We start from the raw sequence: 26,339 nt of genomic DNA, 5'->3' as shown, positions 1-26,339 counted from the left end.
AAATGATCTTTCGAAAAAATTCGACCAAATGCATACCCAATTCGGATAAAAATTGATGAAAAGAGTTACACTATCGTAAAAAAAGTTGGGTGTAATACAATTCTCCGTATTCATCTGGAACGGCGCTAACTGCTGTGTATTTATAATCCCCCTCCATGATTTCTTTGTGTGTAGGACTGTTGATCCATGCCCTAACTAAGCCTTTCGCCGTTTTAAAGTTGCGTCCAATATTTTCAGATACATAATTTGCATCGGCCTCGACGGCCAATTTAGATGAACGAACATCAAAGTTTTTATGACTTATTTCGCCTTCGTTGGCCATTGACTTGGAATGAGTGGTCGCGTAGTAATAGGCAACACTACTGAACTCTAAAACATTGAGGCCTTGCGAGGAACGATATTCATTTACTAAGCTCAAGATTTCCATTTCTAAATCGCTTACAATTTGGGCAGTGTAAAGGTTTCGTTCTTCTTCAATGGAAGAAGTGCTGCACGATGATATTAAAAGGCTAAAAAACAATGCTATAACAGCAATAAAATTAACTTTTTTCAAGGGGTACTTTTTTAAAATTGGATGCAAAAATATCCCCCATTTTTTTCTTGCTCTGAAATGTGAACCACATTTATATGTAATGGGTAGTTTGCTCGATGAACTACCCAGTTTTAATCAAGCCATTGCAAACCTTTTTCTTGCCTATAATCTACATCCGAGTAATTGAACGGTTCAACCGAAACTTACATAGTTACTATTCTATTTTATCACTGGGATAAAGACTTCCCAATTTTACACAAATCATTTCTATCTCATTATCAAATGCTTGTGTTTTCCTTTTAAGTATATCAACCAAATACTTATTTTGTAGTCCTTTGACTACGTATAATGATGTTTTCACAACAAAAATCTGTATGAATATTATTTCAGCAATACCTTAACTACAGTAATTCAGTTACTTATATCCTAACATGAAGCACTTTACTTACATATTTACTTTATTGGTTCTGTTGCTCAATGGATACTTGGGCATGACCCAGGTAAAGATTGGTCAGAATCTACAAACCATTCACCCATCATCTATTTTAGAATTGGAAAGCAACAGTAAGGCTTTCGTCCTGACACGGGTCTCTCAAGATGAGATGATTGCCATAGTGCCTTTACCCGGTGCACTCGTATTCAATACGGACACGCAGTGCATCCATATGTTTGATGGAGGCCAATGGGAAAACCTATGTGACAAAGGAGTCTCGATCACCGCATCAGAAATAATGCCCACAGGAAACCAGGAAGGAGATATTTGGATAGATACTTCACAGGATTTGCTGTTCTTTTGGAACGGAACAGCTTTCATCCCTATTGGAAGGACCCCATACCGTGGTAGTGGAGCGCCCATGACCTCCATAGTTCCCAATCCCTTGGCGGGAGATATATACGTGGATATTGGCAGTGGGGACCTCTATACATACGATGGAAGCAATTGGTTGATTCAAGGGAACGGCATATTAGCAAATAATGGTATAACCGAATCAGATACCAACACCATTGAACTGGGGGGTACCTTAATAAAGCCGACAACAATCACAACAGATAACACCAATACGTTGGCCATTCAAGGTCTTGAAATAACCCATGAATTATCCAATAGGGTCGTGGTGATGGATGCAGCAACCGGAGTGTTACGTGCAACACCAATGTCAACCATTATGCAAAGAGAGGAAACAGTGATTGTAGCCAACGATGGCCAAAATCAGTTTTCCACTCCATTGCAGATCATCAATGAAAAGAAAATCGACGTTTACCGCAACGGTATCAGAATTGATTTTACCGTTGTTGGCAGCAACACCATAGAACTGGTACCAGATGCCAGATGCTTTCAAAATGATGAGATACGAATCATTCAATTTTTCTAGAAAAACACTAACAATTTTTAACAACAATTACAATGAAAACTTCAAACAAAACAAACATTTTTAAACAAGCAATACTGGCTTTGTGTATACTAAGCTTTGGTTTGGCCAGTGCCCAACAGACTTCGGGGGATGTTACGAAAGCCTCCGACATCATCCCTGGAACCACTACCACAGGTGGGGCGGTACGGGTAGTCGATAACCGGGGAACCATAAAATACCTTCAGACCAAAAATGGCATTACAATATTATCGAACACCACCAATGATGTTACCACTACAACTTGGCAGTTGGGCGGTACACTTACGGATGATACATTTATTGATGTTGACGGCAACGTATTTGGATTGGATGGGATAGAACTCATTTCAAGTGAGGTTCCTTCCACCGATGCCACTACTGAATCTGACCATGGAACAGGTACTGGATATACTATTTTGGTCAGGGACGAAGCTACAGGGGCCATAAAAAAACTGCTCGCCTCAGATTTAAGCCTAATTCAGAGTGGTCAAGAAAGTTTTACGGCAACTGCGGGTCAAACCGCATATCCTTTAACGGGAAGTCCCGTGTTGCCTTCCTACAGCCAGGTATGGGTATATAGAAATGGTGCAAAACTGATTGCCAACGTGGACTATACAGTTGCCGCTTCCACAGTTACGTTGGTTCCCGGAGGAACGGCACCCAACAATTGGGCCGTATATGCTGGGGACATCATTGAAGTACAGTTTGTAAAGTAGCATTTGGTATTAGTTCTTCCTTTTAAACTTTACCAAGAATTCGCATTCCTCTCATTTTACAGACGAAAGGGCTAAATCCAAAATCGTTTGAGTCAGCCAAAATTTTCAATGTGGTGTATCCAAAAAGATTCGTACATATTGCTTCAATACTAGTTGCACTCTTGGCAAATTCAATGATCCATGCCCAAGAAGTAAGGGTCATCGACAACAAGGGAAACATGGCCATTGCACGAAATACAACGGTAAATTCCGGAACAACCGCTCCGAGTTCACCTATATTGAACGATATCTGGTTCGATACGTCTGATTCCGACCATCAAAGGGTCAAGGTCTGGGATGGATCTTCTTGGGTGGAGATTGCATTTACCGGTACAACTGGTTCGGTTTTCTTTGCAGGTTCTGATGGTCTTCCCACACAAGATAACACTCAGTTGTTTTGGGACAGTACCAATAATAGGTTGGGTATTGGAACTGCGCTCCCTTCCCAATCTTTGGATGTAACGGGTCGTGCAAGAATACGTACTTTGGATGAAGCAGGGACCACCGATCAAATTCTAAAAGTAGATGCCAATGGGGTATTACACACATCCAAGATCAATTATGGCGGAAGGTGGACCAATACGGATACCTCAACAAATTTAAATGTGACCAGCACTGTGGTCCCCATTTTTGGGTCCAATGACTATGTGGATGATGGCACCAACCTATATGAAGTAAGTGGAAATACCTTGATTGTAAAGGAATCTGGAAGATATGATGTCCGATTGAACATGACCGTTGTGGGCATAGACGACAGTTCACTTACCTTGACCGAATTCGACACCAATGTGAACGCTAGGATAGCGGTAAATGGAACCCCCTTGGGGTCCTTTGCGGCCACTGGCCTTATCAGCTTTAACCATAACAACAACCATTCAAGTCTTCATCTGAGCGATGTACTTGAGTTAAATGCCAACGATATAATCTCGATAGTTTCCTATAGAGAAGCCAACTCGGGCACTGTCCTTTTCTATAGTAGTGGCTCATCGAGTTTTTCAATCAATAAGTTGCGCTGACCCATGAAACAATTGAGCCTCAATTTTTTATTGCTGATGACTTTCTATGGATTGGCCCAAGAAGGGGTTCATAATATGGGAATGATGCGAATTTATGCCGAAGAAGGTTTAGGTCTTCACACCAATCTGGTGAACAACGGCATATTTGATGGCAATTTAGGATTAATCGGCTTCTATTCCGATGGTGCACTTTCCATTTCAGGGAACTTTGTTCCCTATCTCTATGATCTGGAAGTATTGGCCCCCAACAACCTTCATCTAGAAGTATCCGTTTCCGTGGAAAATAACCATAATTTTATCCTTGGCAACATTACAACCCCAAGAAACAATTCCTTTACCTCGCTTTCCTATCAATCCAATGCATTCTATGTTGGTGCAGGAAATATCAGCAAGGTAGATGGCTACGTAAACATGCACGGGCAGCAAAACTTTATTTTTCCGGTTGGCGACACAGAACAATTACGCCCGTTGGTATTACATTCACTTGATATAAACCAAGTGGCTTTATGTGCCTATTATTTTGAAGATCCAAATAGAGCTACATTGGGCCCAGAACCGTTTAACACCAATGCCAAGGCACCGAGCATAGCAAATATAAGTACTAGGGAGTTTTGGCACTTTCAGGGCACTGAACCAACCACAGTGCAGATTTCATGGAATCCAAGAAGCATGATGAACCTTCTCACCAATGATGCGAACAAGATTGTACTTGTGGGATGGCATAGATCAACCCATCAATGGGAAAATCTTGGAGGAGGCCCAACGGGTGATCTGGCACAAGGTTTTGTGGTTTCCGATGTCTTTGACCCAAATGATTATGAAGTCATAACGTTTGGCACTTCAAATGACCCTGAATTTATTGTAGATCTCCCCAATTATTTGTTGACCCCTAATGGTGATGGCATAAATGATGTACTAGAAATTCCAGAACTTGAACTTTTCCCCAACAACCATATGCGCATTTTTGATCGCTATGGTCTCCTGGTTTTTGAGCATACCCACTATACCAATGAATTTAATGGGTATGCAACAGAGGGTGATGTGGTTATCAGCAGAAATAGAGGCCTGCCTTCCGGAGTATATTTTTATGTGGTAACGCTAGATGATCATGGATATGAATACCAAGGATTTTTTTATTTGGACAATGATTAATCCGAAAAGTTTAAGATCAATCATAATTGCAAGAAATTACCTAGCGTGTTAGTGCACAGCATAAACTTTGATTCCAAAGCTGCGCTTTGAACACTCCGTGCCTTTGCGTACCTACTCTGTAGCCCCGGCAAGAATCGAACTTGCATCTAAAGTTTAGGAAACTTCTATTCTATCCATTGAACTACGGGGCCATCCTTAAAAAATGGACTGCAAAAATAGGTTTTTTTAAAAACTTTAAAAGAACCTTATGAAGCAATTTAAAATGATTCCCAACAAAGCTTAATTGGATGGAATCTTTATCCAAGAATACGTTTCTTCTCTTCTTCCTTGAGTATTTTCTCTAAGTAAGATCTTGACAAGGGTTTGTCCACATAGCCAGAAATCATTCCGTTTTCTTTGGCTATTGTCCTATCTGAGGCATTGGTAAAAGCAGAAAGCACATAAACACTGGGAAGCTCATGCTCCTCAAACAAATTCTTTAGATTCTCCAAAAAATCCCAACCATTCATACCATCCATCACAAGGTCTAAAAAGATGATATCAGGCAATCGGCCATGATTTTCCACAGAACTTACACAGGCCTGTATCCCCTCTTCGCCGCTGGAACAGGTTACAATATCAAAATTGCCATGGGATTGTTGTATGCAGTACCGAGTCGCAAATTGCGACACCAAGTCATCGTCTATAATAAACGTAGTAAGCTTCATGTAGGGACAATTTGTAAGTTTGGGACTGACAAAGAAAGACCCTAGGGCCCAACAAACCATTCATAATCGTTGTTTTGCCCAAATATCCCGTTGATTCAACCTTAGTGTGGTAATTTTTCCCTTACAATGCCATAAACCAAAGCGCCTAAAATTGCCCCCAACAGTACAATAAGAATAGGCCAATGACCTGCTCCCGCCAAAACATAAATAGGTCCAGGACACGCACCAGCCAAGGCCCATCCCAAACCAAACAAAGTTCCTCCAAGAATATATCGGGCAAACAATTTTTCTTTGTCCTCAATATGGATGGATTCACCAAAGAACGATTTGATCTTTGATTTCTTGATCCATAAAACAAATACAACTCCCAAAACCAAGGCTGAACCAATAATACCATACATATGGAACGAATCGAACTGGAACATTTCATAAATCCTGAACCATGAAGCTGCCTCGGATTTGTACAAAACAATGCCCAAAAAAGTGCCCAATAAGATGTAGATGAAATTCTTCATGATGTAAAAATTAAAGGAAACAACCAATGAACCATAATCAATCCTCCAATAAAGAACCCAATGACTGCTATTAGGGAAGCACGCTGTAAATTACTCAACCCAGAAATAGCGTGTCCCGAAGTGCAACCACCAGCATAACGCGTTCCAAAACCCACCAAAAAACCGGCTACCAAAAGTATGATCCATACTTTTGGGCTACTAAGCGACTCCAAACTGAAAAGTTCGGTTGGCAAATACGTTGTCCCTGCACTTTCAAAACCAAGGTCTTTGAGCTTGGCTACTGTTTTATCCGAAATACCCACGGCTGGATTGGGCGACAACCACTTGGCACCCATAAATCCCCCAATTACGGAACCAAGGACAACCAAGAGGTTCCATCGTTTGGATTTTACATCAACTTTGAAATAGTCTGTGAATTTTCCCGCTCCCCCAATGGAGCAAAATGTCTCCAAGTTGGAGGACATTCCAAAGCGTTTGCCCATTAATATGAGTAACACCATAATCAAGGCAATCAGGGGGCCAGCTACGTACCACGGCCATGGCTTTAAAAGTGCATCCATCCTTTTCTTGGCAAAATAATGATATTTGATTTAGCTTCAAGGCAACTTAGGTTACAAAGGCTTGCTTAATTTTACCGTACTTTTAAGTTTTTATATGGACAGAAGAAGTTTTTCGAGCAAATTATCTTTGGCCGCCATGTCCAGCATCTTGGGTGTGGAAATTATTTATGGTGGTCTAATGCCAAATGGGTATCTCCCGTTGGGCCTTCAAGACCCAGACCCTTTTCAACTGTTCAACAAGGACAAGGAAATGGTTGTACTCAACAATAAGCCTTGGAACATGGAGGCCCAGGCCCATTTGCTGAACGACAATATCACCCCTAATAAGTATATGTTCATTAGGAATAATGGACGTATTCCTGAAGGTATTGATGCCTCACAATGGATGTTGACCTTGGATGGGGAGTCCGTCAAAACCAAAAAAAGCTATTCCCTTGCCGACCTCAAAAGTAAATTCCAACAGTATACCTATCAATTGACCTTGGAATGTGGCGGAAATGGACGCAGTGAATTCAACCCACCTGCCAAAGGCAACCAATGGACCGTAGGGGCGGTCTCGTGTGCCAAATGGACCGGGGTTCGACTACGAGATGTTCTTGAGGACGCTGGAATTAAACCGGATGCGGTTTATATTGGATACCATGCCGCCGACACCCATTTGAGTGGTGACCCCAACAAAGAGCCCATTTCTAGAGGGGTTCCCATGAATAAAGCCCTACAAGATGAAACTTTACTTGCCTTTGCCATGAACGGTAAGGACATTCCCTTGGCTCATGGCCACCCATTACGACTGGTCTGTGGGGGATGGCCTGCTTCCACTTCTGGAAAATGGATTAATAGAATTAGTGTACGGAACAAAGTACACGATGGTGAAAAAATGGGTGGTACTTCGTACCGCGTTCCTTGCGAAACGGTTGCTCCGGGTAGCGAAGTTGCAGAATCAAATATGTGCATCATTGAGTCGATGCCAGTGAAATCTTTAATCACTTACCCCAAAACTGGTGCCTTGATCAAAGAGGGAGAAAAATTAGGCATCAACGGGCATGCATGGGCCGGTGAGCTTGAAGTTTCAAAAATGGAATATTCCATAGATTTTGGAAGCACTTGGCACAACTGCTCCCTTGAAAAGCCTGCAAACAGATTGGCTTGGCAATACTTTAAAGCGACTGTTTCCTTTCCAAAAAAAGGCTATTATGAAGTTTGGGTCAGAGCCACCGACTCCAACGGAAAAAGTCAACCCATGGTATTGCCCGGCTGGAATCCGAAAGGATATCTCAACAATGCCTGCCACAGAATAGCCGTGAAAATAGTGTAACATGGAGGACAAGTTTCAAAAACAGGTCAACGCCTTTTCCAAAGTACTTCTTTCCTTTATAATATTGATTTTGGTAGTGTTTGGAGGGTTATACCATTGGGCGAATCACAAGTCAAAACCCAAAATTGAGGATATTCCATTGGAAGAATCCAACGAGGATTTCGACAAAGTTGAAAACGGAATCCATGTGGCTACAGGATTTGTGGATGATAAAGGAATGGAAGTCACCATCCAGAATTGCACCAGTTGCCACTCCGCCAAATTGGTGACCCAAAACCGGATGAGTCGCGAAGGATGGAAAGCCGCCATAAGATGGATGCAGGAAACCCAAAACCTCTGGGATTTGGGAGCCAATGAAGAATTGATTTTAACCTATTTGACCAAGAATTATGCCCCCACCGATAAAGGTAGGCGGCAAAACTTGGAGAATATTGATTGGTATGAGCTAAAATAGCCCTGATGGATTATGTAGATGCTTTTGTAAATGGTTTTTTGGGTATGGTACATTGGACCTGGAAATCCATTGTTCTTGATGTACCATGGCACACCAATTACTTTTGGGGTCTGATAGCCATTTCGCTCTTGGTATGGGGGCTTGAAATTCTCTTTCCGTGGCGAAAGGAGCAATCCATTTTTCGGAAGGATTTTTGGTTGGATGCTTTCTATATGTTTTTCAACTTCTTCATTTTCGCCATCATCATCAGCGGGGTATACAAAGTACTGGAAGTACTATTCGCAGATTTGGGCATTACTTCAAAAAGTTTATCCATAGTCGACTTTACCCTCTGGCCGCAATGGCTTCAGCTTTTGGTTTTCTTCATTATTCTTGATTTTGTGCAGTGGTTCACCCACGTGCTACTGCATCGTATTCCTGCCTTTTGGGAGTTCCATAAAGTGCATCACAGTGTAAAAGAAATGGGATTTGCGGCACATTTAAGATACCATTGGATGGAAAATATCCTTTATAAACCCTTAAAGACCTTGGGGGTTATGATTTTAGGTGGATTTGAACCGGAACAGGCTTATATTGTCCATTTTGCGGCCATCGCCATTGGACATTTTAACCATGCTAACCTAAAACTGACATGGGGGCCCTTAAAATATATTTTGAACAATCCGGTGATGCATTTGTACCATCATGCGTACAATCTTCCGGAGGGACATCGCTACGGAATGAATTTTGGGATAAGCCTGAGCCTATGGGACTATATCTTCCGCACCAATTACATTCCAGAAAGTGGCGGCAAAATTGAATTGGGATTTCCTGGGGATGAAAAACTTCCCAAAGGATTCTGGGGGCAATTGGTTCACGGATTCAAAAGGAATAAAACGGTATAAACCAAGATTGGGGTTTTGGTTCAATCCTTGGAACTCCAATCCGAATAGCCCCCGGTATAATCGTAAATTTGCGTGAATCCCTTGCTTTTTAAAAGTTCGGCGGCTCGATTGCTCCGCCCACCCATTTTGCAGTACAGATAAACAGGCTTGGTTTTATCCAGGGTTTCAATTTGCTTTACAAAACCTTCATCGTTTACATTGAAATTGACGGCATCATCAATATGCCCTTGATTGTATTCCATGGGCGTTCGAACATCCACCAATTGTACCTGTTTTCCAATCACTTCGGATTGAACCTTGGCCTTATTTATTTTTTTGATAAACGGCTTTTGCTGGCTATCGCATGAAAAGCCCCAAAAGAATGCAAAACTCAGGAGAACCAACTGTGCTATTTTTCCCATTTTAGGCTATTTCAATGTTGATGGGCATACAAAATCGGTAACCGGAATGCCCGAGGTCTTCATGGCTGCAAATCCGCCTGCAACATCTACCAAATTATGGATGCCTCTACTTTTTAGAATGGAAGCAGCAATCATACTCCTATATCCTCCTGCACAGTGGATGTAAAAGGTTTCATCATCTGGAAATGAGGCCAAATGATCGTTGAGAAAATCCAGCGGGGTCAAAATGGCATTCTCTGCATGTTCGGTATTGTATTCGGTTTCTTTTCGGACATCAAAGACGGGCGCTTTTTGTTCCATGGCTCGCTTCAATTCTGTGGCCGGGATACTTTTTACGGTATCGACTTCCTTCCCTCCTTCTTTCCACGCTTCAATTCCACCTTTCAAGTAACCCACAGTTCCATCAAAACCAACTCGGGAAAGGCGGGTCACGGTTTCCTCTTCCCTACCTTTTGGGGTCACCAGCAAAATAGGTTGTTTTACATCGGCAATCAAAGCACCCACCCAAGGGGCAAAACTACCGTCCAATCCAATAAAAATGGATCTTGGCACATGGCCCTCGGCGAAATCATCTTGATGGCGGACATCCAATACCACTGCTCCGGTTTCATTGGCGGCCGCTTCAAATGCTTCAGGGCTTAATGCTTGGGTGCCACGTTCCAATATCTCATCGATATCTTCGTACCCCTCTTTGTTCATTTTTACATTAAGTGGGAAATATTGGGGAGGCGGCAGCAGTCCATCGGTGACTTCTTTAATAAATTCTTCCTTGGTCATATCTGCCCGTAGGGCATAGTTCATCTTCTTTTGATTGCCCAAGGTATCTACAGTTTCTTTCATCATGTTCTTTCCACAAGCGGAACCTGCCCCATGCGCCGGATAAACGATTACATCATCTGCCAAAGGCATTATTTTGTTCCGAAGACTATCAAATAGCGTACCTGCAAGTTCTTCTTGTGTCATGTGAGCGGCTTTTTGGGCCAAGTCCGGCCTGCCCACATCCCCCAAGAACAAGGTGTCACCACTAAAAATAGCATGGTCTTTTCCATTTTCATCCTTCAAGAGATAGGTAGAGCTTTCCATGGTGTGCCCTGGCGTGTGCAACACTTTTATAGTGATATTTCCCAACGTGAACTCTTGACCGTCCTTAGCTATGATGGCATCAAAAGAAGGTTGGGCGGTAGGCCCAAAAACAATGGGCGCCCCGGTTTCTTTGGACAATGTCACGTGCCCGCTTACAAAATCTGCATGAAAGTGGGTTTCAAAAATGTATTTTATGCTAGCACCATTGCGTTCTGCCCTCTTTATGTAGGGCTTCACCTCGCGCAACGGGTCAATGATGGCGGCTTCGCCTTCACTTTCTATATAATAAGCCCCTTGGGCCAAGCATCCGGTATATATCTGTTCTATTTTCATCTTCCTGATTTTTGTCAAAAATAAGAATCCTATGCCTCTTGGACTGTTACTAAAGTTACAAACTCTTGGTCTTGGATTGAAGTGATATCCGCTCCTGTATTTTACTTTTTGACTTGTGATTGCTGCAATAGTCCACGGCCTCGTGTGTCTGCACAAAAAGGTTTTGACTTCCAATACTTTCAATGAGTCCGCTGCTATGTACAACATCCCTTGTGGGACCTATGGCACCTGTTATGAGGAATTGTATGCCTTTCAGCTTTAATTCATTTACCATCTGCTCCAGCATAAATGTGGCACTACTATCAATATAATTGATAGCTTCAGCATTGAGAATGACATACTTTAAGGCTGGTCCTTTTTTACGAACCTGTTTATGAAGTTCCTTTTTGAAATAGTCCTTATTTCCAAAGTACAATTGGCCGTCAAAACGTATAATAAGCTTGTCGGCATCTATCTGAACCTCTTCCGGAAATCGTGTTACATTTTTGAAATAATCCGTTCCTTCTATTCTTCCCAATACCGCCACATGCGGACGCGAAATCCGGTACACCAACAACATCAGCGAGAGCAAAACGCCCAATAAGATTCCCTCTATTAAACCAATGGACAGGGTAATCAAAAAGGTGGCCACCAATAAAAAGAATTCGTCCTTTCTGCTTTTCCATAATGCCATGGGATATGCAATATCAATCAACCCATAAACCGATACGATAATGATAGCTCCCAAGGCCGCATTGGGCAAATTTTGGAACAGTGGGGTTAAAAACAACAATGTCACTAAAATAATTATGGCGCTGAAAATCAATGCCATTCCGGTTTTAGCTCCGGATTGTTCATTGATGGCGGTTCTTGAAAAACTTCCAGAAACGGGAAGAGACTGAAAAAACGAGCCCATAATATTGGACATTCCCAATGCCCTGAGTTCTTGATTAGCATCCAATTCGTACTCCGGATGTTTTTCTTCAACAGTCTTTGCAATGGAAATGGATTCCATAAACCCAAATAATGCCACAGTAATGGCAATGGGAAACAATTCGCCCAATATATCCAACTGTATCTCTGGAACCTGAAATGAGGGAAATCCACCTGGAATATCACCAACAACGAAAACCCCTTTTGATTGCAACCCAAAAAGTAAAACGACCAAAATACCAAGAATAACTACAAATAAGGGAGTGGGTATTTTTTTGCTGATTCTGTTCATGGCAAAAATGAAGACTATGGCCATTATTCCCAAAATCAACGTATAAAAATTAACCTGCCCCAAACTTTCAAAAATATTGCCCACAAGGACATGGATTTTACTGGATTGGAGAACATTGGTGCCTAAAATATGTTTCAACTGGCTAAGTCCAATTAAAATAGCCGCGGCAGAGGTAAACCCACTAATCACCGGCTTGGAGAGAAAATTGACGAAGAAACCCATTTTTAACAAACCCAAACCCAATTGAATGCTTCCAATGAGCAATGACAAAAAGAGCACTGTGGCTATGTAACTTTCAATTCCAGTAAGCTCTAAAGCTGCCACCCCAGCTGCCACCAACAAGGAGTCCATGGCCACGGGTCCTACGGCCAATTGTCTGGAGGTTCCGGTGAGGGCGTAGACCACTTGGGGAACCAGAGCGGCATACAATCCATAAATGGGAGGCATCCCGGCTATCATAGCATAGGCCATTCCTTGGGGCACCAACATGATTCCAACCGTTGCCCCCGCAATTATATCTCCATAAAAATGAGAGCGGTTGTAGGTGGTCATCCACGATAAAAAAGGAAAGAACCGTTTGAGCATTATATGGACTTTAGACAAAAATACGGAGCAAAAAAATGACTTTAGGTAATATAGGGCACATAACTACAAATCCAAAACTTGGATATAACTTCTGTGAAGCGCCACTTTCTTCATCTTTTCCAATTTCTTCAACAATCTCGAAACCACAACCCGAGAGGTGTGCAGGTCATATGCTATTTCTTGATGGGTATTGCGTATCTTTTTGTCGTTGGTGACCTCTATTTTCCTTTTTAGATATTCTACCAAACGCTCGTCCAGATTCTTGAATGCAATGTTGTCCACCGTATGCAATAGTTCGTTAAGCCGGTTGTGATAACTTTCAAACACGTAATTGCGCCAACCTCTGTACTTTCCCATCCATTCCTCCATTTTTTGAACAGGTACCATAACCATCACGGCGTCGGTTTCCGCGATGGCCCTGATTTGACTTTTGGTATGGCCCATACAACAGGCCATGGTAACCGAGCAGGTTTCACCCTGCTCTAAATAGTACAGTAATAGTTCATCTCCTTCATCATCTTCCCGCAGCACTTTAATGGCACCAGAAATCAACAATGGAATGCTCTTGATGTAGTTTCCAATATCCATAATCATTTCTCCGGCTGGCACTTCCACCAATTTTCCCACTTCGTTGATTTCCTCAATTAGGGATTGTTCAAAATAGGTGCTGAATGTTTCTAAAAGCGCTTCTTTCATAAAATCCAAATACCTTTCTAAGGTACATATTTTAGCAAAAACCATATTGAATCACCACCCATCAAAAATGAAAAAACCCACATTTTAAATGCGGGTTTCGAGCAAATTTACTTAAACTAAAATACCTGATATAAAATCTGCTTAAATCATTATAATTTCATGGGAATCCCTTTCATTTCCTTTGGAATGGAAAGACCTATGTATTTTAAGATTGTTGGGGCAATTTGGTTGGAATGCAACTGCTCTTCTTGGTCAATTTCTCCCATGGCTTCAATACCCTTTCCGAAGGTTACGAACCAAACCCCGCCAGCTCCATTTATATCGCTTCCATGGCTTTTCCAAGTTTCCAAGGGCCGTGTTCCCCTTCCATGGTCTGTTGTTATCAAAAAGATGGTCTGGTCTTTGTAAAACTCATCTTGTTGGGTGTACTCCCATAATTCTCTGACCATGGCATCGGTGCGATTAGCTGCTTGTAGATAAAAATCATAGAATCCACCATGGGCAAAATCGTCTGTTTCACCGTAAGAAATATAGAGCAACTTGGGATGGTTCTTTTTCATCTCCTCCAGTGCATAATTGTGGGTGAATACATCTAACCGAACGGATTCCCAAATAATGGGTGCCTGTTGTTGGATGTCATTGAGCATTTTTTCCCTTTCGGTAAGGTCACCACCAGTAGCTTTTTCATAACCAGCGTTTACTGGTACCCCAGAACGCTCTTCGTTGATGATGTACGGAAAGACATCCCAACTGCCAAAAGCGGCCACTTTTCCTTTTCCTTCTTTGGTATTGTTGTACAGCTCCAAAATGGTGGTATTGGGATTTGGCATTTTGTCATTACTTCGGATTCGAGCATCATCCGCTGTTCCTGTTAAAATTTCATTATAGCCGGGATAGGAGAACCACATAGTATTGGTAAGGTCTACCTTACTTCCCAAGGTTCTATTTCCATGTAATTGTCCCATTTTGGACACTTGGTTCCAAAAAAATGGCATTAGTGCCTCCCTTCTTTCAATTGGCGTATCTCGCCAGAAAGCTGTTTTGAGTGCTTCTGGGTTCTGCACATAACTTTTATTGGTCACCAAAAGGGAATCTGCCCCAGTAAAGAGTTCTTGCCACCGGAATCCGTCAAGAGTAATCAATATTACCTTGGTGTCAATAGAGTTCTGAGCATAGGTCAATCCCATGATTGCCCATCCCATAATCAATACTAAAATCCTGTTTTTCATTTTCTCATTCAGTTTTAAATGCTGCGGTTTCGGACCAATCACTCCAGTTTAGATTTTGATCTCGGTAGCGTACTCTCCAATAATAGGCGGTATTAGGTTTTAAGCGTTTTGTTTTTTCATCGGTAAGGTCATCATCTTTTTGACGATTCTCCTTGTAATACCAGTTTTCATATTGCTTCCAGCTATCCAAAGCCAATTTTTCAAAATCTCTACTTTCCGAAACCTGCCAATGTGATGCCGCATGGAATGCCCCATTCAACGAGCTTGAAAACTCTCCTGCCTTCAATAGGGTAAATTCTGAGGCTATTTTCGCGTCATGTATAGGCTTGATGGCTTTGGGGGCATCGGGTTTCTTTTCCAATCTCCATACGGTGATGCTATCACGAAGTTCGTTCTCCCGCAACTTTTCTTCGTTCCCACGACTGATTCTTTTAATGGTGAACTTGGGATCGTTGCGGTTTCCATCAACTTCAACCATCACAAATCCGTATTCGTCCTGGGTAACGGTAAACTCATCATAATCCCTACCTTCAAACTCGCCCCAATTGTCTATGGCGCCACCAGCGGAAGCTACATTGATCCACAAATGTTTATGATCTTTGGATTGTCCTCTGGAATACCCATGGGTATGTCCAAAAAAATGCACACTTGGCTTTCCTGTTTCTGTGGAGAATGCTTCCAACATTTTTACCACTTTTCCGGTTGATTCTTCTTCACCGGGAATCCATAGTTCAGATTTGTGCGGATGGTGCAATTGGGCAAAAACAAAATCAATGTCTTTATTTTTTGCCGTTTCCTCCAACACCTTTTCCAACCACTGGTATTGTTCCCGTAAATCGCGATAACCATCATTCGAATTCAATCCAATTACCCTTGTGTTGCCATAATCCTTATACCACAAATGCTCAGCATAAGCGGGTGTTCCATTTTCGGGAAGGCTAAAGTATTTGAAATAGAAAATAGAGTTCCTTTCGTGGTTGCCTAAAACTGGATATACCGGAACCTCAGCAAAAAGTTTTTGTGCAGGGTCGAAGAAATGTTCCTTCCATTGATAATATTTACTGCCATTTTCAACCAAATCCCCTGGAATGAGCACCATGGCCAAATTGTCTGGCAATTTACCCCCATATTCCTTCTGTAGGTATTGCAAAACTCCTTGGTTGACCACCTCCGAAAATTTATTCGGATGCTGGCTGTCATATTGCATATCGCTCATGGCTACCATGTTAAAGGACTCCTGATCACTGGCAAAAGGTGGGGTTTTAAATTGAAAAATATCCGATGTGGCCTTTCCCGTTTTTACCCGATAATAGTATTCTGTAAAGCGCTTTAGTCCGGTCAATTTCACTTCATGGATTCTGGAGTTTGAAAAATTGATGTCATAAGCCATCCCCACAGTCTTTTTTCCCAATTTCTCCGTGCTTCCCCACTCCACAATACTTTCCTCTCCACTATCGGTTTCCCATTTAATGGTAATGGAATTGGGTTCTGCATCCTGTAAATAAGGTTGTATCAAAATTTGGGGTTCATTTTGGGCAAACAAACCCGAAATTCCAACAAGCAAACAGATAATAAGTTGATTGATTTTCTTCATTATGCTATGGCATTTGTTTTTAAGAAGGCTTCGTTCAATATTTCCAAAGCCTTGTCCAGTTCTTCTCGCGTAATGGTCAAAGGGGGTGACAATTGCAATACATTTCCTTTGGAAACTTTAAAGCTCAACCCTTGTTTTAGGCATTCGTACATGATTTCCTCGGCTTCGGCCACCGCTTTTTCCTTAGTGGTTCTGTCCGTAACCAATTCTATCCCCCATAAAAGACCGATACCCCGCACATCACCAATCAGGGAATATTTTCTATGCATTTTGTATAGTGCTGCCTTCATGTAGGCTTCATCGGCTTTCACTTTTTCCAACAAGTTCTCTTCTTCAATCACTTCCAAAACGGTTAAACCGGCCAGTGCTCCCAGCGGACTTTTTTCATGGGTGTAATGCCCTAAAGAAATATGTTCAAACACATTGTACTCTTCACGCGTTACAATGGCCGCTTGGGGCATAATTCCTCCGCCAAGACCCTTTCCCAAACAAAGGATGTCTGGCTCAATACCGAACTCTTCAAAAGCGAACATTTTTCCAGTTCTTCCAAAAGCGATGGGAATTTCATCCAAAATGAGGAGCACTCCATGTTTGCTGCAAAGCTCCCGCGCTCCTCTCCAAAACTTTTTTGATGGAATCTGTACATCTGTATTTCGAATCGTCTCCGCCAAAAAAGCTCCAATCTGGTTATCCTTACTCAGCACATATTCCAAATATTCCAGAGCTTTATCCTCATTTCCCTCAAAAATACCGCGATAGGTAATCGGAGGTGGAATACGTTCAACCCCGGACATCAAGGGGCCCATATGTTCTCGAAACACCGATTCTCCTCCCACGCTAATGGCATCCAGCGAAGCTCCATGAAATGAATCCCAAAAAGAAACCACTTTGTGCTTTCCGGTTACGGCCCGGGCCAATTTTAATGCTATTCCGATAGCAGAACTACCGTTGGGGGTGAGTAAAATTCGATCTAAACCTTTGGGAGTCACTGAAGTTAGTTTTTCAGCAAACTGAATGGCCACCTCATTGGTGTACCTTCTCGTGGAAAAAGTCAACCCCTGTTGAAGTTGCTCCGTTAACCTCCCAATCAATTTTGGATGTGAGAATCCGATTTGGTGAACATTATTTCCGTGAAAGTCTAGATATTTTTTTCCAGAAACGCTAAAAATGTAAGAGCCTTTGCAATGTTTCAATACATCCAAACATGGGGTAGACATGGATTGATGCATAAAGTATTTGGCGTCTTTTTCCAATAGTTCTTTTGTACAACCCCCAACGTCTTCAATCCATTGGCCTCTGGCCGAGGTGAGGTTTATGTCCCCCTCTACAACATATTCTGCCTTGTATTTATCTTGCTTTGTATGGTCCATGCTTTGCTCGTATTTCGCGTTCTTCGGATGTATCGTTCAACACATAAATTTCGTAAGTATTCCCGGCATTGTATACCCGAACAACAATATGTCCTTCTTGACTTTTGTATTGATCCAACCTTCCGCCGATCACATCTTTGGCTCCTTGCAACATAATGGTTGAAAAAATATCCCGTTCACCTGGATACAATGTTTTTGAAGTGATTCTTCGCAACACTTCTTCCCCTGGATGATCTGCCGTCCAATTTTGCTGGATCCAAACCCGTGGCCTAATGGTTCTGACGTAATAAGGATTCTGCGAATCACGATTTCCATGGTGGTTAAGGGTGGCCACATCTACAGGTCCAATTACAGGTGCTACATGAGATTCCATAGCACCCATATCCGGTTGTCCGTAGGATCCAATCCCAGAGATATCGCCACCAGTATAGTAGTTGAAGTTTCCATAATCGATGCGGATTCCATTGCTCAACGGGTTCTCTCCCGGATATTCCCCTTTCTTGAAAAGTGAATACGTGCTGTTTCCTTCGCCTGTCCAAATGATTCCGTTGGAGAAAACATTTTGGACGAAAAAGCCAGGGTATAGATTTGGATTGTTCTTCAACACGATTTGGTCCTTGCGTCCCACCTTTAAAGCTTCGTTTTCCAATCCCATTGTTTTGGATTGAAAAGCGATGAATTTCCAATATTCTTTCAGCGTGGGAATCATGCCGTAGGCATCCTTGGAAAATCGTTCTTCAGACTGCACGTGGGCATCTTTTAAGTTGATGGGAAACCCAAAACCGCGATCTAGTAATTTTTTGATGGGTATTAACGTACCAACCTCCATGATTCCTGTGAGTTGATAGCCCCCCGTAGCAATTTTTCGAAGCGAGTCAATCTCCCCAAAATGATCATCATGGTAGTGGGTAATCAACGCATAGTCCAACCGCCTTTCTTGCCCTTTTGGAGTGAATTGATCAATATAATCCACAATCCATTCCGGAGCTGTCTTTGACCGATTGGGAACCAATTTAGCATTTCGGCTTGAGGTTGTTCGCGGATGTGTTTCGGACATATCTCCCGCATCCACCAACATAGTTGTGCCATCAGGAAAAACCATAAAAGCGGCGTCTCCCCTTCCGGTGTTGATATGATGAATATCTAAAAATCCAGGTTCCCAAGCAGGAAGTTGTTGCCCATGCCCCCCTATTCCGATCAAGGTCAGGGCAAAGGCAAACAAACTTCTTTTTTTGAGGTTACAGCACATGGGGTATTATCTTTCTCGGTACAGCAAATTAGCTGGTATTATCTGTTTGGGAATGGTTGCTCCTTGGTACTTAACATCTAAGTGATAGCCTCCTCCCCCATTAAAAAACTCAACGCGAATCAAATGGCGCCCATGCGTCAAATCCATAGTTCCTCCGCGTTCCAAAACACCATGGTCACCGTCATTGTCCACTACCAGTTTTCCATCTACATATAATTTACTGCCATCATCACTATTGGTAAAAAAGCCGTAGGTCCCACCTTCCACTATTTCGAGGTAGCTCTCCATTACCAGGGCCACCTGATCTTGTTGTACATCTTCGGTCATGGCTTGTTTATGGGAAAATTCGGTGACAAATCCTTCCTTTATTGGTTTTAAGGTTGAAAAATCTGGGAGTTTTTCCATTTTATCCCCATAAAAAACCTGATACTTAACCGGGTCATCCTTGGTTTTGGGAACTATTCTGAAGTTAGCTTCAGCCACAGTACTGACTAATTCTTCTTTCTGAAAAACACCCGCTTTTAGTACTGAAGTTTCTTTTAGATAGAAGGTGTCTTGATAGGTAATGGTGTTTTCTAAAGTGGGCTCTTCGGTCCCAAACATATAACGAATCTCACCAGAACCATTTGGGTTTTGCATGACCACTGCCACAGAATCTGCTTTAAAAACTCCACCTGCGGGTTCGTAATACCCTGCATCTGGAAGAATCTTGGGTGCAGTGATTTGTTCCTTTCGCTTATAAATCAAGTTAGGTTTTTCATTACCAATAAAGGCGCCTTTCACGGGTCTCCCTATCCACGATTGTGGTGTTTGCAATCCTGCGGCATAGGCCACTGTTGCGGAGTTGTCATATTGGTACACTGTCTCTTCAATCTTGTATCCTTTTTTAATACCGGCCCCAAATAGAATAAATGGGATTTCCATTTCTGCAAGACTTTCACCACCATGTCCATACCCTAACCCCCCATGATCGGCAGAAACAATGAACATGGTCTTTTCAAAAATTCCTGCTTTTTTCGTAGCATTAATGATTTCTTTAATCAAAGAATCCGCCTTTTCAACCGATCTGTAGTATTCTGGACTACCATGACCCATACTATGGCCGGCATGATCAACGTGGTCTAAGTGGATAAAGGTAAATTTTGGGGTATGTTCCTTAATGTAATTTACGGCTTCCAGGGTGGTATTATCCTCATGGTCGCCATCAATATCAAAATCCACATCGTCTTTTTCAAATAAGCGACCAAATCCATCCCAATCATAAATGGCTCCAACATGGGCTTCGGACTCCTGATCTTTAAAAAGAGTGAAAATGGTTGGAAAAGTTCCATTTATAGTCTCCACCACTGGTGGTAATTCGTGGTCGTGCTTCTCCCAGCCGTTAGAGGTTACTCCATGTTGTTCTGTATCCACCCCCATGATCATACTGGCCCAATTGGGACTGGAACTCGAGGGTAGCACGGCTCGGGCATGCATGGTAGCCGCACCGTTTTGTATCATGGAATCCAACATTGGGGTATTTGCGTTTTGAATCCCGTTAGGACTCATTCCATCCACACCTACAACCACGATATGATTTATACCGGTAATTGTGTCTGCTTTTTTGGAAACACAAGACCACAGGAATAAAATTCCCATGGTCATGATCATTGTTTTTATTACTCTACTTTTAGATGACATTGGTTTAGTTTTCCCACCAAACTTTAGTGGTAATTTGATCTCCACCTATACGTTGTACGGCTTCATTGTAGTTGGCACTGTTCAATGATTCCTCTTCACTGGGATACTCAAATCTGCTTGGGTAATCATCGTAAAAAGCATCTGGCCCGGGTGCAATTGTATTAGGGAACCCTGTCCTCTTGAATTCAATAAACCCTTGATAATCGGTATAGAAAAGAGCTACATATTTTTGCTTTATGATAGTTTCCAAAGAATTATCAAAGGCTACTTCCGTTCTGGCAAGATAATCTGCAGGAAGTTCCACATCCCAATACTCAAAATTGGCCTCTATACCCATTTCATAATACTCTTGGGCATTGGCCGTAATCCACCCTCTTTGTGCGGCTTCGGCAAAAATGAAAGCTACTTCGGAATATTGCATTAAGCGGGCTTGGTTACTGTTGGGCTGAAAATAGAAATAATCAATATTGAACTTAGACAAAAATGCATCTCCTCCTTTGTACTCATAGGCAGGTCCATCTACAATACCGTTTTGCATTCCTTCAATAGCAGGAGTCCCGTTTTCTACCGAATTTGCAGTTGGGTCAGCAAAAAAATCCAAACGTGGATCATCAAAACTTTCCAACAATTGCACGAAGTGCTCGGAAATTCTGTATTCGTTGTAAGATCCCACGCGATACACAGATTCTTCGGTTATGGGATGGGCATCTGGATTGGCACCCAAAAACTGTAATACCGCATTATCCGCATTGGATTCCATTACAGGATTGCTGCTTGGATTATTAAAGATTCCTGCAATCACAGATTGAGATGTAGAGGCATCGACCTCGCTCAATCGCAATGCAATGCGAAGTCGCAATGAGTTGGCAAACTTTCTCCACATAGCCAAATCTCCATCAAATACCAAGTCCCCCTTGATCAAACCAAGGTCTGAACCGGATAGAATGGTATTAGCGCGCTCCAATTGTGCCAGCATATCCGCATAAATGGCTTGTTGGGTGTCATAAATAGGGGTGTAGTTGGGTTCTTCATCCACTGCTTGGTTCACTTCGCTATAAGGAATGTCCCCGTACATATCTGTTAATATGCTGAACATCCAAGTTTGCATGATCACCGAGATGGCCTCATAACTGGGTAGTTCGTTTTCAATGGCTATTTTCTCCAACTCTTTGGCATCACGGATGGCCAAATAATAGGTTGTCCAAGTTCCGCTTTGATCGCCCCAGTCGAACAAATCAAAAGAGGTAAAAACGATACGGGCTCCATATTGCCCCATCAAGTTGCCTTCACTCCAAGAATCACCAACGGCCCTTCTAATGGAGTTTCTCTGGAAATTGGTCAATAATAGCTCTGGGTTTTTACTGATGCTCAAAGCCACATCAGGGTTCTCATTTGAAACATCAAATTTGTCACATGAGCTTATGAGACCCATGATCATGATTCCAATGATTATGATTTGTTTTTTCATTTTTCTGTTTGTTATCACGTTCGTTGATTCGACTTTGGATTACAGTCTTAGACTAACTGCCATCCCTATACTTCTTGTGGTAGGCACGGTTGCATTTTCAACACCGGGAACATAGGAGCCTCCCCCAAAGGACAATAGTTCTGGGTCACCATGGTTAAAATCTTTGGCCCACAACCAAAGGTTGGTCCCGATTAAAGAGAAACTAAAATCCTGAACTCCCATTTTATCCACCACTTTTCTTGGAAGTGCGTAGGTCAATTTTGCTTCGCGAAGTTTAATGAAAGTGGCATCGTAGATACCCTCTGTCTCATTATCTCTTCTATAGCGATTATTGTGGTAAGCATTTGCGGGAACAATAACATCGTTGGGGACATAACTGCCATCGGCCAATTGTCTTACCCCATCTCCAATTACACCATCTGAATGGGTACCGCCATAGTCCAAACCAGAATCAAGGATGCCTGGGTGGGCTCCACCAAATTCTGGTGAACGTCCCCATAAGGTTTCCACCACGTTACCGGATGTAGCAGCTATCAATCGGGTTCTGGACAACAACTCACCACCCTGTCTCCAATCAAACAAGAAGTTCAAAGAGAAGTTTTTGTAGGTAATGGTATTATTCCATCCCAAGGTGAAATCTGGGTTGAAATTCCCCAATTTTCTAAGAGTATTGTCTTGCTGAACCAAGCCTTCGTTGAAAACAACCTCGCCAAAATACGGGCTATTTTCATCCTGAACAGTTACCAAACCAGTTCCCCACATATCTCCTAAGGAACCGCCTTCTTCAGCAATCAAGGTGATTCCATTTCCACCATAGGAGTATCTGTCCACCCCATCGGCCAATTCCAAAATCTCATTTCTGTTGAGACCAAAATTGAACATGGTGTTCCACGAAAAATTATCGGTGCTAACGGGAGTGGCATCCAACATCAATTCAACCCCGTAGTTTTTTATTTTACCCGCATTGATGGTTCTGGAAGTCTTACCAGAAGTGGTTGCCAAATCAATATCCAAAATTTGGTTTTTGGAGATGGTGTTGTAGTAGGTAAAATCGATTCCTATTTTATTGTTGAACAATCTCAAATCTGTTCCTACTTCCCAAGAAGTCTGAATTTCCGGTTTTAGATCGGCATTGGCCAAATTGTTGGAAGGTGAGGCCGTTGGATTGCTTCCAACAGGAGTTCCCAAAGCAAAAAAGTTATTCAACCCATACGGATTGGTATCGTTACCAACCTGTGCCCAGCCTGCCCTTAGTTTAGCAAAGGAAAGAGCGTCGCTATTGATATCAAACATATCTGTCAACAGCATACTCAAAGAAGCAGATGGGTAGAAATAAGAGTTGTTTTCTTTGGGTAATGTTGAAGACCAGTCATTTCTAGCAGTCAAATCTAAAAACACCTGCTCTTTCCAACCCAATTGGGCAAATCCATAAAGCGAATTGATTTGTTTTTCTGGCCTTGATACCGTTTGTACCAAAGGGCCATCCGCATTGGTGAACGAATAAATTCCAGGCAACAACAGCTTATTGGCCATCAATGCATTGAAATGATTTTTCTGCACCATTCGGTTTCCACCAAAATTGGCATTTACGCTGAAATCTTCACCTATCTTTTGGTCATAGCTCAGTAAGAAATCCAAGTTGGTCTCATGGAAATTGATTTTATCCTCTCTGTACTGGCCATTGGGGAATCTTTGTGTTGAATAGGCCCTTTTAATGAAACGATATTCCGAGAAGAAATCACGACCACCTCTAACCATGAACTTAAAGTTGTCCGATAGTTTATAGGTCGCAGAAAGGTTTCCGATAATTCTATCCTTGGCCAAACCATTTGTATTTTCATACATGGTAAAGTAAGGGTTGTCATGGTAGTTGTAGTTGTAGTTGAACTGTTGGAAACCTTCAAGACCATCTTGCCAGTAGTTTCTGAGTCCAGTCACATCCACTTGTTGCCCCCACCAGATAAATAAGTACATTACCGATTCTGTTCCGTAACCATTCACGTGACGGTTATCAGAATCTGTTCTGATGTAGTTTACTTTGGAGTTTATTGTAAGTCTATCCGTAAGATCATACGTTCCAGAAAGTGAGAATGTATTCCTTCTAATATCGGTGTTGGGAAGAATACCTTCATTATCCAAATTGGTATAACTTACGCGGTAGTTCCCTTTTTCATTTCCTCCATAAAATGAAATGTTATTGGTTAATGTTCTTCCGGTCCGGACAAAATTTTCAACTGGATCTCCTGGATCCACAAATGGGGTTGGGGTGATTGCACCTCTGCGGGATAAATCAACACCCGAAGAACCCAAAATAAAATCCAATCCGTGTACGTCACCCCCGCGAAGTCCATTAGCTGTTGGGGAGTCATGCTGAGCCCTAAGGGTTCCATCCATTAAAGGACCCCAAGATTCATCAACCCCATCAAAGGTTCCATTACCGTATCCATCTACAAATTGAAAGTCAAAGTTTTTACCTTGTCCGTACACTCTCTGGTATTCAGGGCCTTTTAGCATACTCTCAAAGGTCATTTTGGAGTTGACCGAGATGCCCATCCCTTTTCTGGATCGTCCAGATTTGGTCGTAATGATCACCGCACCGTTGGCCGCTCGTGAGCCGTAGAGTGCTGTTGCGTTTGCACCTTTTAGAACAGATACAGATTCAATGTCATCTGGGTTAACCTCAGCTGCACCGTTTCCATAATCCAGGTTCATGTTGCTTGCTCCGCCTAGTGTGTTGGTTCGGGTGTCTGTGGAGTTATTGATTGGAATACCGTCGACCACAAATAGAGGCTGATTGTCTCCTTGCATGGAGCTATATCCCCTAATCACCACAGATGAAGATTGGCCCGGGCCCGTTCCATTGGTTACCACCTGTACACCGGCCGCTCTACCCGACAGTGTGCTCACAAAGTTTGTACTGGTAGATTGGGACACCTCATCCCCACTTACCTTTTCAACGGCATACCCTAAAGTTTTTTCATCTCTGGTAATGTTCAATGCCGTAACTACCACCTCATCCAATAGTTGTGAATCGGGTTGCAGTATAATGGTAGCATTGGTTTGTCCCGCAGTAGTAAACTCTTGGGAAATGTACCCAATGTACGAAATCACTAAAACTTCGCTTTCCTGCGAAAGTTGAATTTCAAAGATTCCGTCAAAATCTGTAGCCACCCCGTTGGTGCTACCTTTTACAACAACCGATGCACCAGGCAAAGGCACGCTGTTCTCATCCAATACAGTTCCCGAAAACGTGGTTTGGGAATAGCCAATAATACTTACGGAAAAGGCAAGTAAAAATGCTACGATTGATTTTTTCATTTGTTGAATATTTGTAAAATTTGGTTAATTATTTATCAACAAATATCCAACAAGACCGTTAAGGCATGCCTTTATACAGATTAAAAAAATGATATGGAAAGGTTAAAAGAATTCGTAATATGTTACCTAAACATTATTTACAAATATTCAATTTTTATACTATCTTGCATTGAATGAATCCTTTAATATCTCATTGTTTAACAACTGGTTAAGGATTTTATCATATTGAAGAAAGTTGAAAAAATATTATAAATACTAAAAATCAAGAACCAACAAAAGCATGGAAGACTATTTAATAGGTATTGGCAAACGAATCAAGGATATACGAAAGAACAATAAGAAAACCATTAGTGATGTTGCCATCCAAGCTGGTGTGACCGCTGGGCTAATTTCCCGGATTGAAAATGGCAGAACAATTCCCTCCTTGCCCGTTTTTCTAAAAATTGTAGGGGCCTTGGATACCGAGATGATCGATTTTTTTGATGGTATGCCCAAAGTAAACGGATATAATTTTTTGGTCTCCCGCAAAGATGACCAAACCGTTATTGAAAAGGAAGACGAAGCCATTGGCTTTACCTACAATTACATCTTTGGGAAACAGTTAAACTCTGTAGGTTTTGAAAGTGTCTTGTTGGAAGTCCTTCCCAACTCAAAAAGGGATAAGGTGGTCACAGATGCTTTTGAGTTTAAATACATTCTCATTGGAGAATGCTATTATGAAATTGGCGACCAAGAAGTACTGCTAAAAGAAGGGGATTCCATATTTTTTGATGGAAGGATTCCCCATGTTCCCATCAACAAGGGAAAAGTGCCTTCTAAAATGTTGGTTGTTTATTTCTTTATCTAAA

At 42.0% G+C, this 26,339-nt stretch carries 23 protein-coding genes and 1 tRNA gene; 8 read left to right on the top strand and 16 right to left on the bottom strand.

The window, feature by feature from the left end:
• Positions 1–70: 70 nt before the first annotated feature.
• Entirely contained in the window at positions 71–553 is a 483-nt protein-coding gene (locus tag AB1A65_RS05670) for a CAP domain-containing protein (protein ID WP_366586553.1), read from the bottom strand.
• A 410-nt stretch (positions 554–963) separates the two neighbouring features.
• Between AB1A65_RS05670 and AB1A65_RS05665 the strand changes: the two genes are divergently transcribed.
• The 4 genes from AB1A65_RS05665 to AB1A65_RS05650 all read left to right on the top strand — a co-directional run bounded on the left by AB1A65_RS05665 (position 964) and on the right by AB1A65_RS05650 (position 4,846).
• Entirely contained in the window at positions 964–1,905 is a 942-nt protein-coding gene (locus tag AB1A65_RS05665; RefSeq protein ID WP_366586551.1) for a hypothetical protein, read from the top strand.
• Positions 1,906–1,937: 32 nt separating this feature from the next.
• Entirely contained in the window at positions 1,938–2,639 is a 702-nt protein-coding gene (locus AB1A65_RS05660) for a hypothetical protein (protein ID WP_366586548.1), read from the top strand.
• Between the two features lie 161 nt (positions 2,640–2,800).
• Entirely contained in the window at positions 2,801–3,694 is an 894-nt protein-coding gene (locus AB1A65_RS05655) for a hypothetical protein (protein WP_366586546.1), read from the top strand.
• A 3-nt stretch (positions 3,695–3,697) separates the two neighbouring features.
• On the top strand, positions 3,698–4,846 hold the full coding sequence (locus tag AB1A65_RS05650) for a gliding motility-associated C-terminal domain-containing protein (protein ID WP_366586543.1): 1,149 nt from the start codon (positions 3,698–3,700) through the stop codon (positions 4,844–4,846).
• A 119-nt stretch (positions 4,847–4,965) separates the two neighbouring features.
• On the opposite strand, the gene AB1A65_RS05645 is transcribed toward AB1A65_RS05650, so the two are convergent.
• The 4 genes from AB1A65_RS05645 to AB1A65_RS05630 form a co-directional block, all read right to left on the bottom strand.
• Positions 4,966–5,037, bottom strand: a tRNA-Arg gene (locus tag AB1A65_RS05645).
• Positions 5,038–5,142: 105 nt separating this feature from the next.
• Positions 5,143–5,553, bottom strand: a complete 411-nt coding sequence (locus AB1A65_RS05640) for a response regulator (protein ID WP_366586541.1) — start codon at positions 5,551–5,553, stop codon at positions 5,143–5,145.
• Between the two features lie 101 nt (positions 5,554–5,654).
• Positions 5,655–6,068, bottom strand: coding sequence for a DUF6691 family protein (locus tag AB1A65_RS05635; RefSeq protein ID WP_366586539.1), 414 nt, complete (start codon positions 6,066–6,068; stop codon positions 5,655–5,657).
• Entirely contained in the window at positions 6,065–6,628 is a 564-nt protein-coding gene (locus tag AB1A65_RS05630; protein WP_366586537.1) for a YeeE/YedE thiosulfate transporter family protein, read from the bottom strand. Before AB1A65_RS05630 ends, AB1A65_RS05635 begins: the two co-directional genes overlap by 4 nt.
• 94 nt (positions 6,629–6,722) lie before the next feature.
• Between AB1A65_RS05630 and AB1A65_RS05625 the strand changes: the two genes are divergently transcribed.
• Genes AB1A65_RS05625 through AB1A65_RS05615 form a run of 3 tightly spaced genes read left to right on the top strand, consistent with a single transcriptional unit; the run spans position 6,723 to position 9,281 of the window.
• Positions 6,723–7,943 (top strand): sulfite oxidase, encoded by a 1,221-nt coding sequence (locus AB1A65_RS05625; protein WP_366586535.1) that lies wholly within the window; start codon positions 6,723–6,725, stop codon positions 7,941–7,943.
• Position 7,944: 1 nt separating this feature from the next.
• Complete coding sequence (locus AB1A65_RS05620) at positions 7,945–8,397, top strand: monoheme cytochrome C (RefSeq protein WP_366586533.1); 453 nt, start codon at positions 7,945–7,947, stop codon at positions 8,395–8,397.
• Between the two features lie 2 nt (positions 8,398–8,399).
• A complete protein-coding gene (locus AB1A65_RS05615) occupies positions 8,400–9,281 on the top strand; it encodes a sterol desaturase family protein (protein ID WP_366587078.1) in 882 nt (293 codons plus the stop codon).
• A 20-nt stretch (positions 9,282–9,301) separates the two neighbouring features.
• Here the strand turns inward: AB1A65_RS05615 and AB1A65_RS05610 are convergent, their stop codons facing one another.
• The 11 genes from AB1A65_RS05610 to AB1A65_RS05560 form a co-directional block, all read right to left on the bottom strand.
• Positions 9,302–9,682, bottom strand: coding sequence for a rhodanese-like domain-containing protein (locus tag AB1A65_RS05610; protein ID WP_366586530.1), 381 nt, complete (start codon positions 9,680–9,682; stop codon positions 9,302–9,304).
• Positions 9,683–9,688: 6 nt separating this feature from the next.
• Entirely contained in the window at positions 9,689–11,098 is a 1,410-nt protein-coding gene (locus tag AB1A65_RS05605; RefSeq protein ID WP_366586528.1) for an MBL fold metallo-hydrolase, read from the bottom strand.
• Positions 11,099–11,153: 55 nt separating this feature from the next.
• Positions 11,154–12,887 (bottom strand): solute carrier family 26 protein, encoded by a 1,734-nt coding sequence (locus AB1A65_RS05600; protein WP_366586526.1) that lies wholly within the window; start codon positions 12,885–12,887, stop codon positions 11,154–11,156.
• 63 nt (positions 12,888–12,950) lie between these two features.
• Positions 12,951–13,583, bottom strand: a complete 633-nt coding sequence (locus AB1A65_RS05595; protein ID WP_366586524.1) for a Crp/Fnr family transcriptional regulator — start codon at positions 13,581–13,583, stop codon at positions 12,951–12,953.
• Positions 13,584–13,732: 149 nt separating this feature from the next.
• Positions 13,733–14,812, bottom strand: coding sequence for a phosphoglyceromutase (locus AB1A65_RS05590; protein WP_366586521.1), 1,080 nt, complete (start codon positions 14,810–14,812; stop codon positions 13,733–13,735).
• 4 nt (positions 14,813–14,816) lie between these two features.
• Positions 14,817–16,406 carry a fibronectin type III domain-containing protein gene (locus tag AB1A65_RS05585; protein WP_366586519.1) on the bottom strand — a complete coding sequence of 530 codons (1,590 nt, stop codon included), beginning with the start codon at positions 16,404–16,406 and terminating at the stop codon, positions 14,817–14,819.
• Entirely contained in the window at positions 16,406–17,776 is a 1,371-nt protein-coding gene (locus tag AB1A65_RS05580; protein WP_366586516.1) for an aspartate aminotransferase family protein, read from the bottom strand. Before AB1A65_RS05580 ends, AB1A65_RS05585 begins: the two co-directional genes overlap by 1 nt.
• A complete protein-coding gene (locus AB1A65_RS05575; RefSeq protein WP_366586513.1) occupies positions 17,754–18,998 on the bottom strand; it encodes a hypothetical protein in 1,245 nt (414 codons plus the stop codon). The genes AB1A65_RS05580 and AB1A65_RS05575 overlap by 23 nt, the downstream gene beginning before the upstream one ends.
• Positions 18,999–19,031: 33 nt before the next feature.
• The gene (locus AB1A65_RS05570; protein ID WP_366586509.1) at positions 19,032–20,669 is read right to left on the bottom strand and encodes an alkaline phosphatase family protein; all 1,638 of its coding nucleotides are present in this window, start codon (positions 20,667–20,669) and stop codon (positions 19,032–19,034) included.
• Between the two features lie 40 nt (positions 20,670–20,709).
• Positions 20,710–22,173 carry a SusD/RagB family nutrient-binding outer membrane lipoprotein gene (locus AB1A65_RS05565; protein ID WP_366586507.1) on the bottom strand — a complete coding sequence of 488 codons (1,464 nt, stop codon included), beginning with the start codon at positions 22,171–22,173 and terminating at the stop codon, positions 20,710–20,712.
• A 39-nt stretch (positions 22,174–22,212) separates the two neighbouring features.
• Positions 22,213–25,491 (bottom strand): SusC/RagA family TonB-linked outer membrane protein, encoded by a 3,279-nt coding sequence (locus tag AB1A65_RS05560; protein WP_366586504.1) that lies wholly within the window; start codon positions 25,489–25,491, stop codon positions 22,213–22,215.
• A 280-nt stretch (positions 25,492–25,771) separates the two neighbouring features.
• Here AB1A65_RS05560 and AB1A65_RS05555 point away from each other — a divergent pair, with 280 nt between their 5' ends.
• Positions 25,772–26,338, top strand: a complete 567-nt coding sequence (locus tag AB1A65_RS05555; RefSeq protein ID WP_366586502.1) for an XRE family transcriptional regulator — start codon at positions 25,772–25,774, stop codon at positions 26,336–26,338.
• Position 26,339 lies beyond the last annotated feature (1 nt).

The sequence above is a fragment of the Allomuricauda sp. ANG21 genome, assembly GCF_040705235.1.
Taxonomy (GTDB): Bacteria; Bacteroidota; Bacteroidia; order Flavobacteriales; family Flavobacteriaceae; genus Flagellimonas; species Flagellimonas marina.
This window is presented reverse-complemented; position numbering and strand designations above follow the sequence as displayed.